We start from the raw sequence: 15,817 nt of genomic DNA, 5'->3' as shown, positions 1-15,817 counted from the left end.
GTAGTATAAATTGAGCGATAGAGACAAAGACATAAAAAAAGTTCAAAAGTCGTTGATTGACAGCGGAAACAAAAAGGGGTCTTTGACTTACCGGCAGATTATGGAGTATTTGCAGGATTATGACCTTAGCCCTGAAGAGATAGATGATTTTTATGACAAACTGGCTAACCAGGGAATTGAAGTAGTAGATGAAATAAACGAGGAAACCAAGGTTACAGAGGGTTTGGAAAAGGCAGAGATAGATACCAATATTAATTTGAGTGTTTTGGAAGGGGTCACTGTTAATGACCCTGTTCGAATGTATTTAAAAGAAATCGGAAAAGTCCCTCTACTTACTCCCAGTGAAGAAATTAATCTAGCCCAGGGGATGGAATCCGGGGATGAAGTGGCCAAAAGAAAACTAGTCGAGGCAAACCTGCGCCTGGTGGTGAGCATAGCCAAAAAGTATGTTGGTCGGGGTATGCAGTTTTTAGACCTGATCCAGGAGGGCAATCTGGGCTTGATTAAAGCCGTAGAAAAGTTCGACTGGAGGAAAGGCTATAAATTTAGCACCTATGCCACCTGGTGGATACGCCAGGCCATTACCCGGGCTATTGCTGATCAGGCCCGTACTATAAGAATCCCGGTGCACATGGTTGAAACCATAAACAAGCTGATTCGGGTATCCCGGCAGCTGGTTCAGGAGTTAGGCAGGGAACCTTCGCCGGAGGAAATTGCTCATGAGATGGATATCACTGAAGACAGGGTCAGGGAAATACTTAAGATAGCCCAGGAACCTGTTTCATTGGAAACTCCCATTGGAGAAGAGGACGACAGTCATCTGGGAGACTTTATCGAGGATCAGGAGGCTACGGCTCCAGCAGATGCGGCAGCCTTTGAACTATTGAAAGAACAGCTTAAGGATGTGCTGGACACGTTGACTCCCCGGGAGGAAAAAGTGCTCCGGCTGCGTTTCGGGTTGGATGACGGCCACTCTAGAACACTGGAGGAGGTAGGCCAGGTATTCGGGGTTACCCGGGAAAGAATAAGGCAGATTGAGGCGAAAGCCCTTAGAAAACTGCGTCATCCCATGCGAAGCAAGAGGCTGAAAGATTACCTGGAATAGACCTTGACTTAAAGTCAAATATCCTTTATAATCTTAAATGCAGTGAAAAAGATATTGTTCCTCAGTAGCTCAACGGTAGAGCAATCGGCTGTTAACCGATAGGCTGTAGGTTCGAGTCCTACCTGGGGAGCCAATATTAGGGCCCATAGCTCAATGGCAGAGCTCCCGGCTCATAACCGGTTGGTTCCAGGTTCGAATCCTGGTGGGCCCACCACTTATTGGAGGTTAGAAGTTGGAGGTTGGAGGTTAGAAAAGCATTCTACATCTTCCTGGACTTCCAACACATGTCAATATAAGTAGTTGGAGTTTACTTTTGTGAAGAAAATTTTTTGTAGTGTGGTTGAGAAGAGAGAAGTTAAAAGTGGGAAGAAGAAATAGACAGGATAGTTTTTTGGGCCGTCTTGTTAAGCCTAAAATCCCATATCTAACATCCCACCTCCCACATCTCACGTCCCACATCTCAATTTGGCCCCTTGGTCAAGCGGTCAAGACACCGGCCTTTCACGCCGGTAACGGGGGTTCGATTCCCCCAGGGGTCACCAATTAGGGCGATTAGCTCAGCTGGGAGAGCGCCTGCCTTACAAGCAGGATGTCGGCGGTTCAAGCCCGTCATCGCCCACCATGGTTATTAAAGGTTTTTTACCCTTTTATGATATTTATAAATTTTTAAAAATTTCTAAATTGAGGCTGCAGAATTCCTTAAATCTGCAGTCTCTTTCTTTTCTGAGAGTTAACGGAGCCGTCTTTAGGGTTTCTTTTAGCTTTACTTAAAATTCTTGACATAATAACATATGTTATATATAATAACAGCAGTTATAGAACATAATAATAGTTAGTAAGGATGTGGTCTTATGATTCAACCCAGTGTGTATTCATATGCCCAAATTATTGAGGCTGCCTTTGAACTAATTCGGGAACAAGGCTGGAGTGCAGTTTCCACAAGAGCCATTGCTAAAAAACTTGGATCGTCTACCATGCCTATTTACTCTCACGTGCGTTCTGTAGATGAACTGGAAAAGGAGCTGCGAATAAAAACCAGGGGTCTATTGAAGGAATTCCAACAGCGGCAGTATACCGAACACACTCTTTTAAACCTGGCATTTGGTTATGTAGTGTTTGCACGGGATGAAAAGAATTTGTTTCGTTTTCTTTATCTGCAGAACCCTGAGAAGATTGATTCAGAGGATACGTCAGTGATTAAAGAATCATTTTTTTTAGAATTTGGCGAGGATAGTGCAGCAGGAAAAGCTCTCTTGGAAATGCAGGAATCTGGTCAGGATGCGTTGGTTCAGTATACCTGGATCTTTACTCACGGCCTGGCTATGTTAGTTAACTCCGGTGCCTTTGATTCTAGCTCTGATCAGGCTATTCTTCGCTTCCTCATGGATGCAGGAGAAGCGTTTTATATGTGGGGGATCAATCAGGACAAGGGTAATACAGAGAAAAACGATGAGTGAATAAAGGTTTTTCATATTTTTTAAGGAATAGTAGAATATTAGCGGTTAAGGGGGAAAACGATGAAACTTACGCCCCGTCTACAAACCATTGCAGATTCAGTTCCAGGGGGCTGTACTGTGGCTGATATTGGCACAGATCATGGTTATCTGCCGGTATATCTGGTTGAAGAAAAAAACAGCCCCTATGTGATTGCCGGAGATGTGAACGAGAAACCTTTGGCAAAAGCTGGACAACTGGTTCATTCTTTAAATTTACAGGAAATAATAAGTGTTAGATTAGGAGACGGCTTAAAGATAATTGAGTTAGAAGACCGGGTTGAGGTTATTATTATAGCAGGGATGGGTGGAAAAACTGTATGTGGAATCCTGGAAGAAAGTCCTGAAATTACTGCCGGAATAAAAATGCTTGTTCTTCAACCTATGGTAAATATACCTCATGTTCGATTCTGGTTGGGGGAGAATAACTTTGCCATAATAGATGAGAAAATTGCTCAGGAGGGTAAGCATTTCTATGTAATTATTATGGCGGTTCCCGGAGAAGGGGAGCAGTTGGATGATGTTCAGTTAGAATTGGGCCCTCGTCTTTTGGAAAAGAAGGATGTTGATCCTCTTTTTAAAGCATTTTTTGAGCATAAAATGAGAAAATACAATACAGTTCTGGAAAGTTTAAAAGGATCAAGGCAGGAAATTGAGCCTCAAAAGTATAACTATTGGATAAGACTGGTGAATAGAATCCAGGAGGAACTCAAATGCATATAAAAACATTAACAAAATACCTGGAAGAGCTGGCTCCACCCTTCTTAGCCCTGGAGGGAGACCCTACGGGACTGCAGATTGGTTCCCTTAAAGCAGAAGCTGCCAATGTTCTGATTGCTCTGGATTTTAATCGGGAAGTGATGGAAGAAGCTCTGGAATTGGGGGCCAACCTGGTGGTAACTCACCATCCTATCATTTTCCGTCCGCTGAAGGCTGTAGAACCAGACTCTCCTGCGGGAAGCCTGATATGTGATGCAGTTAAAAAAGATCTGACAGTGTACTCCGCTCATACCAATCTGGATGTAACGGAGCAGGGAGTGAGCCGGAGACTGGCAGAACGACTTTCTTTAAAAAACCAGAAAGTTTTAAAACCTACCTATTACCAGAAGCTGTATAAAATTGTGGTTTTTGTTCCTAAAGGATATGAGAATGGGGTAAGGGAAGCATTAGCAGAAGCCAAGGCGGGATGGATTGGAAATTACAGCCACTGCACTTTTAACCTGGAGGGAGTAGGAACTTTTAAACCTTTGGAGGGCACAAATCCCTTTATTGGTCAACAGGGTAAAATAGAAACGGTATCTGAATTCCGGTTGGAAACTATTGTTGCAGAGGAAAACTTGAATAAAGCTCTCAGCAGTATGATTAAGGCACATCCTTATGAGGAAGCTGCCTATGATGTATACTCTTTGAAAAACAAGGGAAAAGTAATGGGATTAGGTATAGTAGGGGAGCCTACCCAAGAATTGAGTCTAGCAGAACTTGCAACAGAAGTGAAGGAGAGGTTACAGGTGAAGGAACTTAGGCTTGCCGGTCCTCGGGAAAAAATAATAAAAAAAGTGGCGGTATGTGGTGGCAGTGGAGGTGGTATGATAGAACAGGCTGCATCCAGGGGCGCTGACCTGTTAATCACCGGGGATATAAGTTACCACCAATTTCAAAAGGCCCTTTCTATGAACATTGCTTTGATTGATGCCGGTCACGATGCAACAGAGAGGGTGGTGGTTCCTTTTCTAGCGGATTATCTGCGAGACAGGGTAGAAAAAGGCGGTCATACTAACAAAATATTTGTATCCGGGGTTGAAACTAATCCCTGGTCAATTATGTAGAGATAGACTATATTTTAGTCTATCTTTTAATATTTAGGGGGTGAAGAAGATTAGCGATATTATGCTTTTGTGGGATCTTCAGGAAACAGAAAAGAACATGAACAAGATTAATAAACAATATAAAAGTCGTACATCACTAAAGGATGTGGAGGAGGCCAGAGCTTTGTTGGATGGTATTGAAAGGTCGCTTAAAGCTCTGGAAGAAGAACTAAATGCACAGAGAAAGGTACTTCGCCGCCTGGAACTGAAGGGAGAGGAGATTGCCGAAGATATTCAGGAAACTAATAAACAATTATATGGGGGAGAAGTTACTGCTACCAAAGAATTAGTTCAGATGGAAAAAAAGTTGAAGCTGTTATCTGAGGAAAACGGCAAACTGGAGGATATGGTTATTCAACAGATGGAAAAGATAGAAAAAAAAGAAAAAGAACTGCTGGGGAAACGAAGCCAAGAAAAGGAAACGCAGGAGAGTCTAAAGGAGTTGGAAGAAAAGGATAGACAGGAAAGCCGCAAACTGAAAGGCCGGTATCGAAAACACAAGGTAAGTAAAGAACAGCTGGAGGCAAAGATAACCTCTGAGCTTTTGGAAAAGTATGCTTACTTGAAAAAAAAGGCAGGATTTAATGTTGTGGCTAAAGTGAAAGGGGGGGTCTGCCTGGGGTGTCAGGTGTCCTTATCTTCTTCTACTATTGGTAGCCTTTACACTCCAGGAATCTTGATTACTTGCGAAAATTGTGGAAGGCTAATATTTCAGCAGGAGTAATGCATAAGGTATAATACTTTAAAAAATGGTGAAAATATGTTATAATTACTGCAGACAAAAGAAGTAGGCTGGATAGTCGCAGGAGCAGTACAATATTGTTTCTGAGGAAAGTCCGAGCTCCATAGGGCAGGGTGCTGGGTAACACCCAGTGAGGGCGACCTTAAGGAAAGTGCCACAGAAATAAACCACCCACACATTGGAGGTTAGAAGTTAGAGGTTGGAGATTAGAAAGGGAATTAACTCTTTATTTCAGGATACATTCCCATGCCGTCTAAATTCGGCAGCGCCATGGAAAGCAAGTATATAAGACAGGTGAACCGTCCCGTTTTTTTACTTGTCTTAAATCCAACTTCCAACTTCTAACTTCTAACCTCCAATGTGGGGTAAGGGTGAAACGGTGCGGTAAGAGCGCACCAGCGGTTAGGTGACTAACCGGCTAGGTAAACCCCACCCGGAGCAAGACCAAATAGGAGGGGATGAAGCGGCTCGCTGATCCCTCGGGTTAGGTCGCTTGAGATGTTAGGCAACTAACATTCCAGATAGATGGCTATCTAAGACAGAACTCGGCTTACAGGTCTACTTCTAACTTTACTTATAAACACTGCGTTTTTCTCGCAGTGTTTTTTGCCTTTGCTTTTATACGAAAAAAATGAAAAAACAACAGCAAAACAAAGAATGTTTAAAAATATTTACAAAAACAGGTGAATAATGTATAATTAGTATTATTATTGTTTGGTTTCCAATTGTGCTACAGTTTAATCTCGTCTTTGACAGTTGTTACAAGCAAAAAGCTTGATGATCCCTGATTTACAAGGATTATCAAGCTTTTTTTGTATTCAAAAAAGTGAGTAATGTTTTTATTTTTTTGTCGCTTTAAAAATTTTTTTCATTTGTTTTGTTTTTATAATCTGGTAGTCTGTACGGAAATCAAATGCCTCATGTAAATCATCAGTAAAGTCAGTTCTCGTATATGTTGGAGTGTAACCCTCCCCCTTTATTTCATGAAAGTTCATATCCTTTAATCCTCTAATTATTTCACTGCAGGTATATTTCTCACCAAGCTTTTTTTCCAATAATCTGTAAATAATTAAGGATATAAAGCAAGTTGTAAAATGTGCTTCTATTCTGTCATCACGGCTTAAATAAACAGGTCTGGCTTTAAATTCACTTTTCATAATTCTAAAACATTCTTCAATCTCCCATCGTCTATTGTTTACTTTAATTATTTCAGAAGCATCATCCTCAAGGTTTGTACATACAGCATAAAACCCATCAAAGGCTTCTTCTTTAGCGATAACCTCTGTATCAATACTGTATATTTCTTTTTCAGCAATTTCTCCATCAGGAGTAAAATTAGTTTTTTTAATAAATCTTCTGCAATCATTCTGATTACATTTTTTTATTTTTGTAGGATTTGAATCTATTGTTTTTTGTGCACGTTCTATCTGTGAATTACGGATTTTTCTTTGATAATCTCTATACTTGATAGAGTACGTCACAATGATTTTTTGTTCAAGGTCATTTTCTTTAATCCAACGTTCTTTGTAAAACATTTTATTTTTAGCTTTCTCATCATCTAGTTTAGAGATGTCATAGGTTTTTACATCGTTAGAGAGGTGCCATTCGTTTGGATCAAGTGCCCATTTTTTTAGATGTGCTTTTAATTTCTTAATTGATTGAGTTGTAATAAATGCTCGTTCTTCCCTGTCGTTAAATTTTCTGTTATTTTTGGACGCTAGACCGGCATCGGTACATACGATAAATTTAGAAAGATTAAAATCAGATAGAATTTTCTTTTCTAAGGGTTTTAGTGTTAATTGTTCATTTGTATTTCCTTTGTTGATGCTAAATGCAAGAGGGATACCGTCTCCATCCATAAATAGGCCCATTTGAATGATTGGGTTTGGTCTATGCTCTTTTGATGGACCGTATTGCTTATCGCCATCTGCCTGTTCAATTTCAAAAAAATAATTGGTGCAATCATAATAAAGTACACCAGTATTTCTCTTAGAAACTTTTAAACTGTTGTTGTACAAGGATGATTGTAAAAAATCCGTTTCCTTAGCAATAACTTCAAGAGCTCTGTATATATGTTGAAGTTCAAAGTTAGGTTGTTCTATAAATCTTGAGGAAAGTTGGTAAGTGGCGAGCTTAGATGAAGGGAAGATTATTCTTCCGTAAATCAATCTGGAGAGTATGGAGTTTAGGTCATATGTAACCTTGTATTTTCCTAACATTTCTTTACATATTTTGTGAAGGCCAAGTTGATAGTATATTTGTTGAAGAAAAAGATAACCACCGTTAAAAGAGCGCTGTTCATCTTTCGTAATGACCTTGGAAGGTGAGTACTTTACCAACACATCAAGCTTTTCTTCCTTCTCTTTTTGATTCAGCTCTGCTATGTATTTCTTTGCCCATTCAATGGGATCCTGGCCGTTTAACTTTTTACTCAAATCATTAACTGTTCCAAGTTTTTCAACAATCTTTGATGAATGTACACCATTCTCATAAGTTGATTTAATTACGTAAAGAGATGTGGAATTTTTTGATTTCGAAATAGACAATCTCATATTAACCCCCCAATCCCTTATATTATAACATAATACTCAATAATACTCAATAGAAATAGGTGAAAAATTGACAAATTTGCAATAAAAAAAGCCCTATTTTCAAGGCTTTTAAGACATGTGTTCATTATTCAACTGTCAAAGACCCGCGTTTTTCTCGCAGTGTTTTTTGCCTTTGCTTTTATACGAAAAAAATGAAAAAACAACAGCAAAACAAAGAATGTTTAAAAATATTTACAAAAACAGGTGAATAATGTATAATTAGTATTATTATTGTTTGGTTTCCAATTGTGCTACAGTTTAATGTTTGTACACAAGAACCAGTTTGCGGGGGATTATCTATGAAAAAGAAAATTATTTCAAGTTTGATTATGATAACGCTGGCAGCAGCCGCTATGTCTTTAGGAACTATGGCCTGGTTTACATATGAAAGTGATTCCATTGCGAATACATTTACTGCCGGCACCGTCCTTATTCAGGCGGATGAAACAATAACTCCGCCAGCTTATATGGTTGAAAACTGGAACCCCGGTGACTGTACAGAAAAAGAATATACTATCATTAATATGGGAACCAAGGCTGCCTATATAAGGGCTGTTATCACCGGAAGTTGGTACAACCAGGACGGAACTCCTTTTTTTCCTGATCCAGATTTAGATGTAGTTTACTGGGGTTTCTGTGACTTAGACATGGGATCTCAAGTGTCCGGTGAAGGAAATTCTGCTCAGGGGTGGATAAGAGATGGGAACACCTGGTATTATGAGCATCCCCTGCCGGGAACCTATAGCGGTGCATCTGAGACAGAGCGACAGGCGGTACTATGTCTTAGAGTCTGTCTTGACGGTTTAAACACTGATAACCAGTATCAGGGAAAAGTATTTAAGCTATCTGCAGTTTTTCAAGCGGTACAAAGTTCAAACGAAGCTGTTAACCAGGTATGGCCGGAAAACCCTTACGTCAGCAGCATTGATGAAAATATCCAGGACTTTAGCATGGCTGTTTTTGTTGATGATACCATTAGGGTTAACGGCAGCACAAAGATTATAGGAAATATTGCCACAAACTCTACAGCCCAAAATAGTGTTTCTTTAAATTTTCAAAATGATGTTATTGTTGGAAATGTATTCATTGGGCCAGGTGGGGACCCGGAAAACGTAATAAATGTACCAGGCTCTGGACGCACTATTGATGATGCCATAACTGGAAGTGTTTTTACTCTTGATAGTAAAAGGACGTATAATCTCCCGGCCTATCCCACTGATTTACCGGCTTTGGGAAATTTAACGGTGAATTCTTCAAACTATACAATAGAAAACGATAGTTATTATTCAAGTATAAACATAACAGGAAATAGTACTCTTTACATAAATACCGGAAATACTGATCGAATTATCCGGGTTGGTTCATTGAGCATTGCAGGTCATATTGTCCTGCAGGGTTCCGGAAGATTGCTGCTTTATGTTGATAATTTCAATCAGGTTACCCAAACCATTAATATTAATGCAGCAGGAACAGCCAGCAGATTGATCATGTATGTTCAAGGAAACAGTGTCAATTTCGGTTCCGGCAATACAGTCTTCCGGGGAGGGCTCTATGCCCCCAACGCTGACGTAAAATTGTTAGGAAGTTCAAGAATTATGGGTGCATTAATTGCAAAAAGTCTTGAAGCAGGAGCAGCGGATAAGGCTGCTGTGAGCTTTGAGTCTATTAATCTGAACTAATAATCATAATGATTATTAGTTAGCTTTTGCACATAACAAAACACTGCGTGTATCCATAGCAGTGTTTTGTTATGTCGTAGATTAGTGCGTTTGACCGGCTATAAGCAGCGCCGGATATCAAAGGCTATTGTGTATTATTGTGCGTGACCCGTTAACTGTTCTACAGCCCTTTCAGCGGCTTCTTTTAAGGCTTCTGCCGCAGGTTTTGTGCCATTATTGTCCAAGTCTAAATTTTTAATACGCTTATGATACTGCTCCCATATTTCATTTACGGAGGAGGGCTTTTGAGTGAAACCCAGAAGTTCATAATATTCATTAGTATTATTAATTTCAGAGGGCAGCCTCATTCCGGATAGCCAGGTGTCCAGATTGTAAATTCCCCGGTTAATTACCTTGTATAAATCTTCCAGGGCCAATACAATCTGGGCGAAAGCCTCTGATCCATAATGTATGATAATACCTTGAATTCTGGCTTTTTCAATATTGTGTTCCAACCTGTATAGGTCTTCTTTGTAGTGAAACTGTATCCAACTTCCGTACCTGTCCCAGTTGTAGTCATACTTATTTATTTTCAGGTTTTTCATGATTCTGTCTAGTTTTTTTTCATATTTGGATTTGTTCAAAGAAGTACCCTCCAATGATGGCTTTTTAAAGGGAAGTCTATAATGATGATCACATTGTCTCTTATTATTATTTAATATCTCCATAAATGATTAAAAATTATACTTTAATTGATGGATAAGGTGAGAACCTGCATTTTAAAGTACCTGTAATATATGTTATACTTATTATATTCAAAAGAAATACTGGAAAAATCATCAAAAGAGGGTGTTAAATTATGGATGAGCAGAAGATTAAACTCACACAGCTCAGCTGCAGTGCCGGGTGAGCAGCAAAAATCGGTCCCGGGACCCTGGCTCAGGTTCTGAGCCTGTTACCACAGCAGAAAGATGGAAAGCTTTTGGTAGGCAGTGATACTTTTGACGACGCTGGAGTTTATAAACTGGATGAAAACACGGCATTGATTCAAACCCTAGATTTTTTTACGCCTATTGTGGATGACCCTTACATGTTTGGTCAAATTGCGGCGGCCAATTCTTTGAGTGATATTTATGCTATGGGGGGAAAGCCCCTAACAGCTATGAATATTGTGTGTTTTCCCGTAAATACATTAGATATTTCAGTGCTGGGGGAAATATTGAGAGGTGGTTTTGATAAGGTTCAGGAGGCTGGCGCTCTTAGTCTGGGCGGTCACAGTGTAGACGATAAAGAACCTAAATACGGACTGTCTGTCACCGGAATCGTTCATCCGGATAAGATAAAAACCAACGCCGGAAGCAGAGCAGGGGATAAACTGATTCTGACTAAGCCCCTGGGTACAGGGGTAATCAGCACAGCTTTGAAAGGGGAAGTGATCAGCCAGGATGAAGCCCGGGAGGCTGTATTCTTAATGGCTGAGTTAAATGCAGGGGCGGCGGAGGCATCGCTGGCATTTAACGTAAGCGCCTGCACTGATGTGACTGGTTTTGGTCTTTTGGGACATATGTACGAGATGGCATGTGCCGGTAAAGTAGGTTTCCGTCTCAATTTCTCACGGGTTCCTTTCTTAAATAAGGTTAAGGAACTGGCAGAGGAGGGGCTTGTTCCCGGGGGAGCTTATCGTAACAAGGATTATTTAAAATCCTGCATTGAGATCAAGCCTTCGGTAAGCCAGTTGGAAGCTCTGCTTCTTTTTGACCCCCAGACTTCTGGAGGGCTGCTGCTATCTGTCGTCCCAGAGGAAGCCGATGAACTGCTTCTTCGTTTAAAGGAGAAGGGACTTCGGGCAGAAATAATTGGAGAGGCTGTAAACAATCCCGGTATAGTTACTGTATCCAGGGATTAATTATAATTGATTAAACGAAACTCTCTCCGGAGGCTTAATTGAAGCCGCCGGAGAGAGTTTTTTAATTAAAATTTTGCATTAGTGTTATAATAAGGAAAAAGCTTTTCAGGACATATAGGTTTTCAGGTATTTAAGTAATTATTTGAGCCGGCATTTTCTAAAACTTTAATAAAATTTCAGTTATCTTTTTAACTCATTGGACAAAAGATATAAGAAAAGATATTAAATAAATTTTGGAGTAAAATATGACCAGTTATAAATATCTTAATTATCTTAAATATTCAATAGGCAGTGGAAAAATGAAAGGCCACCTGGATGCTGTTCATGCTAAACCTCCCAAAAGTGATTTATATACAGAGGAGATTGTTAGAAAAACGACACAAAAAATTGGTTGTGGCGGCATTATTTCTCTCATCTCCAGGGTGGAAGCAGATTTGAATCGCACCTTAAATTCAAAAAACAGGAAAGCTGTAGAGGAATATCGCATGGTATTGAATGAGATTCTAAAAAAACAGGAAATCCTTGATAAAAATGGCCAAATTGTTTCACCATACCTTCATTTGAGTATTCATGGTATGGCAGACAGGCCCAGTTTTGACGTGGAAATCGGCACATATAAAGGGGCCAGTTGTTCTGAGAAGTTACGCCGGTGGTTTATTCCTAGATTTACACATTATCTAAAGGAAAAAATTCCTGGGATTAGAATTAAGGAGGATTTTTATTTTTATGGTTATCCTTCGTTAGTTCATCATCGTCTGGGGGATCCCTCCAGCCATTATCCTGGTTATGGGGAGCTTTTTAATACCATTCAGTTAGAATTTTCTAAGAGCCTTAGAGAAAAGAAAAGAGAAGAAATTATTAAAACTATTTCTGACATAATTTTAGAATTTAATGACTGGAAAGATGGATTAAAGTTGGTGAGGTAAAATGATTCAAGAAAAAAAGTACCTGAATCCTGTATTAAATTCCTTTATAGAAAAGGTCGGGGCAACTCTAGCTGGAGTTAAACCTGCAGAATTAATGAATATCTCTATGAGAGGAGAACGAAAAGATCAGTGGGAAGAGGGGAAAAAAATTCTGGAAGAATATAACTGCTTTAAAGTGATTGAAGTGCAGGAAAAAAAACATAAAAGGCAGGTTTTTTTCCTGCACCTTGAAGCATTAAATAATACCCTGAGTCAGAAGTCGGTGCAGCTGCTTTTAAAGGATTTAAATTATCCAAGGGAATACTCCCTAAAAAATTATGTACATTTTCTGGTAAAAAAAATAAAGGGTTCCAGCTTTCCTCATGAAATAGGAGTTTTTTTAGGATATCCGGTAAAGGATGTCCTTGGTTTTATTGGCTGCCCCACTTTAAAGCTTACGGAAATTAAAGGATGGAGATATTACGGTCATCGGGGGTTGTCTGTCAGAACCTATGAAAGATTTAAGGAAGCCAGGGAAAAAGCAAAAAGAATATTGGAAAAAAAAGAAGTTCCAGGGGAGATATTAAAGTTTTGGGAAGAACATAGTAAGCCAAGCAGTTATGGTTGCTGTTTCGAGCAATGCGGTAAAAAATTAGAAATGTTAGATGGTAAAAATGATAATATTTATCAAGGAAATTCATTCTCTTTGGAGAATTATTATAATATACTAAGTTTTGATGGGGAGGGTAAACCATATGGTAAATGAGTTGGAAATCATTAAGACAGCCGTTATAAATGAGGTTGAAGGTTATAGTTTTTATCGCCTGGCGGCAGAAAAAACAGATGATTTGGAAGTTAAAGAGTCATTTAATCTGCTGGCAGAGGAAGAAAAAAAGCATGAGACATGGTTAAGGGCTTTGTATCGTGATATTTCTGAAGGGACAAATGGCCAAAATGATGCAGATAAGCCGGTGAAGGGGCAGTCACCGGGTATTTTTAGACGGGAGAATATGAATTCTGAATCAGGATCCCTGGAGGTATCGGTCTTAAGAATCGGTATACTGATGGAAAAGGCCTCAATAGATTTTTACCGGGAAGCAGCTGAAAAAACTGGAAACCCCAGAGCTAAAGAATTGTATGAGAATCTGGTGGAATGGGAAAGGGAACATATGGAATCTTTGGAAAAAATGTACGAGATGGCCAGAGAAGAGTGGTGGGATAGACAGGGTTTTTCCCCTGCTTAAATCTTTAGATGTTTAATTAACTATTTGTCGGTTGAATAGAAAAGGTATTAAAGTTAGAAGAGGTCAGCCTAAAGGCAGTCCTCTTCTATATCGAAATTATATTTTTTTTGCTTTTGCTAATTTAAAAGCAGCGTTTTTTTTGCTGAATAACGGAACCTTCTGGTTGAAAGTATCTTGGCCAAAAAAGCCTCCGGATATTTTTTTGGCGTCTAATACAGTAATAAAACATTCCTTATCAATGGCTTCTATGTGTTTTAATAAAATAGCAAGTTTTTTTCTTTTTGTTAGAATATGCAAAAGACATCTTTCGGCCTGATCTTTTCCATAGCCGTTACAGACGGTTACCCCATACCCCAGGTTTCTAATTTCTTTTATCAATTGGTAAGAGCAGTGTTTGGAAATTAATTGTAGAGTCACATGGCCTATGGCGATCTTTTCCTCTAACAGGCTTCCTATATAATTACCCAGTGCAAATCCCAGGGAATAAAAAATCAGGTTTATTGGACTGTCGAGATGTTGGACCATCATTCCCAATATAAAGATGTAGATTAAGCATTCAAAAAAACCAATTATTGCAGCATAACCACGGCTTCCCTGCATCAGTAGTAGAATACGGATTGTTCCCAGGGAAACATCGATAACCCGGGCTAGAAGAATCAGTAAGGCTGTCAAAATAAAAGGCATTATAATCACCCCTCTTAAATAAAATAATATCTTTCATCATCCTAACTTGGATTCCTGGAAAAGTAAATATGTATAATACAAATTAACATATAAAAATTATTCATATATGGTATATATCTTAGAATATGGTTCTTAATAATCAAAAAATTTAAAATAAGTCAGTATTACTAAATAATACTTATAAATAGTGATTATTTAACCCAAAAAAGAAAGAAGAAAGTTTTAAAAATCTTTCTTCTTTCTTTTGATAAAGATAAAGTTTTAGTTCTGCTAAATAAATGGTAATCAATGTGCACGTTTTCTTGTTTCTAGCTTAATTCTCTGGCAAATGCTTCAATCCTTTTAAGGCCTTCTTGAATGTTTTCCATGGAGGTCGCAAAGGACAATCTAACACAGTCCGGAGAACCGAATCCGCTTCCAGGTACCAGGGCCACTTGATAGCCCGTCAGAAGGCATTGGGCAAACTGGTCTACATCATTGATAACCTCACCCCGGAAGGATTTGCCCAGGGCTGCTCCCACTTCCACAAATAGATAAAAGGATCCCTGGGGAGTAAGACAGTCCAGCAGGGGAATTTCTTTTACCCTGTTTACCATATAGTCTCGTCGTTCTAGAAAAGCTTTCCGCATAACTTCTACACAGTCCTGAGAACCTGTTATGGCCGCCAGGGAGGCTTTTTGAGCTATGGAATTGGCATTGGAGGTCAGATGACTTTGAATATCCCCCATGGCTGTAGCTAAAGCTTGGGGCGTTGCAGTATAACCAATTCTCCATCCGGTCATTGAATAAGTCTTGGAAACTGCATTAACCACAGCAGTAATTTTTTTAATTTCCTCACCTAAGGAAGCAATGCTCACATGTTCCACTTGATCATAAATAATCTTTTCGTAAACCTCATCGGATATTATGAACACATTGTTTTCAACTGCAAACTTTGCAATTTTTTTCAACTCTTCCCGGGAGTAAACCTGACCGGTGGGATTGCTGGGGCTGTTGAGAATCAGCGCTTTAGTTTTTGAAGTCAGGGTTTCTTTAAGTTGGTCCACGGTAATTTTAAAACAGGTTGTGCTGTTTGTTTCAATATACACTGGTATTCCGTCATTGAGTTTGACCATTTCCGGATAACTTACCCAGTAGGGGGCCGGGATGATTACTTCATCACCGGGGTCTAACAAAGCGGCAAAAATATTATCCAGTGAGTGTTTAGCTCCATTGCTGATTACAATTTCGGTGGGGTTGTAATCTAATCCGTTTTCCTTTTTTAATTTGGCGCTGATTGCTTTTTTTAAGTCAGGTATTCCTGCTGCCGGAGTATATTTGGTAAAACCCTCTTCAATTGATTTAATGGCTGCCTCCTTGATGTGATCCGGAGTGTCGAAATCCGGTTCCCCGGCACCAAATCCAATTACGTCAATCCCTTCACTTTTCATTTGTTTTTCCTTGGCACTGATGGCCAGGGTGGGGGATGGGCTTATATTTAAAGCTTTTTTGGATAACACTTTAATCCTTCACCTCCAGTAAAAAGTATTGTGTTTATTCTATTATAATTTGCGCTATAAGAAAAGAAAAAAATATTAAATATTTTTGTTTAAACAGCCAATATCTTTATTCCAACACTATGTTT

14 protein-coding genes, 4 tRNA genes and 1 other RNA gene are annotated in these 15,817 nt (G+C 39.3%); 15 read left to right on the top strand and 4 right to left on the bottom strand.

Annotated features, from left to right (window positions below):
* The first annotated feature begins 10 nt into the window (after window positions 1-10).
* The 10 genes from rpoD to rnpB all read left to right on the top strand — a co-directional run bounded on the left by rpoD (window position 11) and on the right by rnpB (window position 5,774).
* A complete protein-coding gene (gene rpoD / locus HUE98_RS13270) occupies window positions 11-1,105 on the top strand; it encodes an RNA polymerase sigma factor RpoD (protein ID WP_241421105.1) in 1,095 nt (364 codons plus the stop codon).
* Window positions 1,106-1,163: 58 nt separating this feature from the next.
* Window positions 1,164-1,238 (top strand) — tRNA-Asn (locus HUE98_RS13265).
* A gap of 6 nt (window positions 1,239-1,244) precedes the next feature.
* A tRNA-Ile gene (locus HUE98_RS13260) sits at window positions 1,245-1,319 on the top strand.
* Between the two features lie 253 nt (window positions 1,320-1,572).
* Window positions 1,573-1,647 (top strand) — tRNA-Glu (locus HUE98_RS13255).
* 4 nt (window positions 1,648-1,651) lie between these two features.
* A tRNA-Val gene (locus tag HUE98_RS13250) sits at window positions 1,652-1,727 on the top strand.
* 229 nt (window positions 1,728-1,956) lie between these two features.
* Complete coding sequence (locus HUE98_RS13245) at window positions 1,957-2,562, top strand: TetR/AcrR family transcriptional regulator (RefSeq protein ID WP_241421104.1); 606 nt, start codon at window positions 1,957-1,959, stop codon at window positions 2,560-2,562.
* A gap of 60 nt (window positions 2,563-2,622) precedes the next feature.
* On the top strand, window positions 2,623-3,321 hold the full coding sequence (locus HUE98_RS13240; protein ID WP_241421103.1) for a tRNA (adenine(22)-N(1))-methyltransferase: 699 nt from the start codon (window positions 2,623-2,625) through the stop codon (window positions 3,319-3,321).
* Window positions 3,312-4,424, top strand: coding sequence for a Nif3-like dinuclear metal center hexameric protein (locus tag HUE98_RS13235; RefSeq protein ID WP_241421102.1), 1,113 nt, complete (start codon window positions 3,312-3,314; stop codon window positions 4,422-4,424). Before HUE98_RS13240 ends, HUE98_RS13235 begins: the two co-directional genes overlap by 10 nt.
* Window positions 4,425-4,464: 40 nt before the next feature.
* Window positions 4,465-5,187, top strand: a complete 723-nt coding sequence (locus tag HUE98_RS13230) for a zinc ribbon domain-containing protein (RefSeq protein ID WP_241421101.1) — start codon at window positions 4,465-4,467, stop codon at window positions 5,185-5,187.
* Window positions 5,188-5,247: 60 nt separating this feature from the next.
* Window positions 5,248-5,774, top strand: an RNA gene (gene rnpB, locus HUE98_RS13225) — RNase P RNA component class A.
* A gap of 270 nt (window positions 5,775-6,044) precedes the next feature.
* Here the strand turns inward: rnpB and HUE98_RS13220 are convergent.
* Complete coding sequence (locus HUE98_RS13220; RefSeq protein ID WP_241420966.1) at window positions 6,045-7,757, bottom strand: IS1634 family transposase; 1,713 nt, start codon at window positions 7,755-7,757, stop codon at window positions 6,045-6,047.
* A gap of 338 nt (window positions 7,758-8,095) precedes the next feature.
* On the opposite strand from HUE98_RS13220, the gene HUE98_RS13215 reads away from it, so the two are divergent.
* On the top strand, window positions 8,096-9,475 hold the full coding sequence (locus tag HUE98_RS13215) for a CalY family protein (protein WP_241421100.1): 1,380 nt from the start codon (window positions 8,096-8,098) through the stop codon (window positions 9,473-9,475).
* Window positions 9,476-9,609: 134 nt separating this feature from the next.
* Here the strand turns inward: HUE98_RS13215 and HUE98_RS13210 are convergent, their stop codons facing one another.
* On the bottom strand, window positions 9,610-10,098 hold the full coding sequence (locus tag HUE98_RS13210) for a J domain-containing protein (protein ID WP_241421099.1): 489 nt from the start codon (window positions 10,096-10,098) through the stop codon (window positions 9,610-9,612).
* A 215-nt stretch (window positions 10,099-10,313) separates the two neighbouring features.
* Between HUE98_RS13210 and selD the strand changes: the two genes are divergently transcribed.
* From selD to HUE98_RS13190, 4 genes are all read left to right on the top strand, one after another.
* The gene (gene selD / locus HUE98_RS13205) at window positions 10,314-11,360 is read left to right on the top strand and encodes a selenide, water dikinase SelD (protein ID WP_241421098.1); all 1,047 of its coding nucleotides are present in this window, start codon (window positions 10,314-10,316) and stop codon (window positions 11,358-11,360) included.
* Between the two features lie 245 nt (window positions 11,361-11,605).
* Entirely contained in the window at window positions 11,606-12,286 is a 681-nt protein-coding gene (locus tag HUE98_RS13200; protein ID WP_241421097.1) for a hypothetical protein, read from the top strand.
* A gap of 1 nt (window position 12,287) precedes the next feature.
* Window positions 12,288-13,031, top strand: coding sequence for a DUF3793 family protein (locus HUE98_RS13195; RefSeq protein WP_241421096.1), 744 nt, complete (start codon window positions 12,288-12,290; stop codon window positions 13,029-13,031).
* On the top strand, window positions 13,021-13,509 hold the full coding sequence (locus tag HUE98_RS13190; protein ID WP_241421095.1) for a ferritin-like domain-containing protein: 489 nt from the start codon (window positions 13,021-13,023) through the stop codon (window positions 13,507-13,509). The genes HUE98_RS13195 and HUE98_RS13190 overlap by 11 nt, the downstream gene beginning before the upstream one ends.
* Before the next feature lie 96 nt (window positions 13,510-13,605).
* Here HUE98_RS13190 and HUE98_RS13185 read toward each other — a convergent pair whose 3' ends face one another.
* The gene (locus tag HUE98_RS13185) at window positions 13,606-14,193 is read right to left on the bottom strand and encodes a DUF2179 domain-containing protein (RefSeq protein ID WP_241421094.1); all 588 of its coding nucleotides are present in this window, start codon (window positions 14,191-14,193) and stop codon (window positions 13,606-13,608) included.
* Window positions 14,194-14,501: 308 nt separating this feature from the next.
* Window positions 14,502-15,692, bottom strand: a complete 1,191-nt coding sequence (locus tag HUE98_RS13180) for a pyridoxal phosphate-dependent aminotransferase (protein WP_241421093.1) — start codon at window positions 15,690-15,692, stop codon at window positions 14,502-14,504.
* Window positions 15,693-15,817 lie beyond the last annotated feature (125 nt).

The organism is Candidatus Contubernalis alkalaceticus (genome assembly GCF_022558445.1).
GTDB classification, from domain to species: Bacteria; Bacillota; Dethiobacteria; order SKNC01; family SKNC01; genus Contubernalis; species Contubernalis alkaliaceticus.
This window is presented reverse-complemented; position numbering and strand designations above follow the sequence as displayed.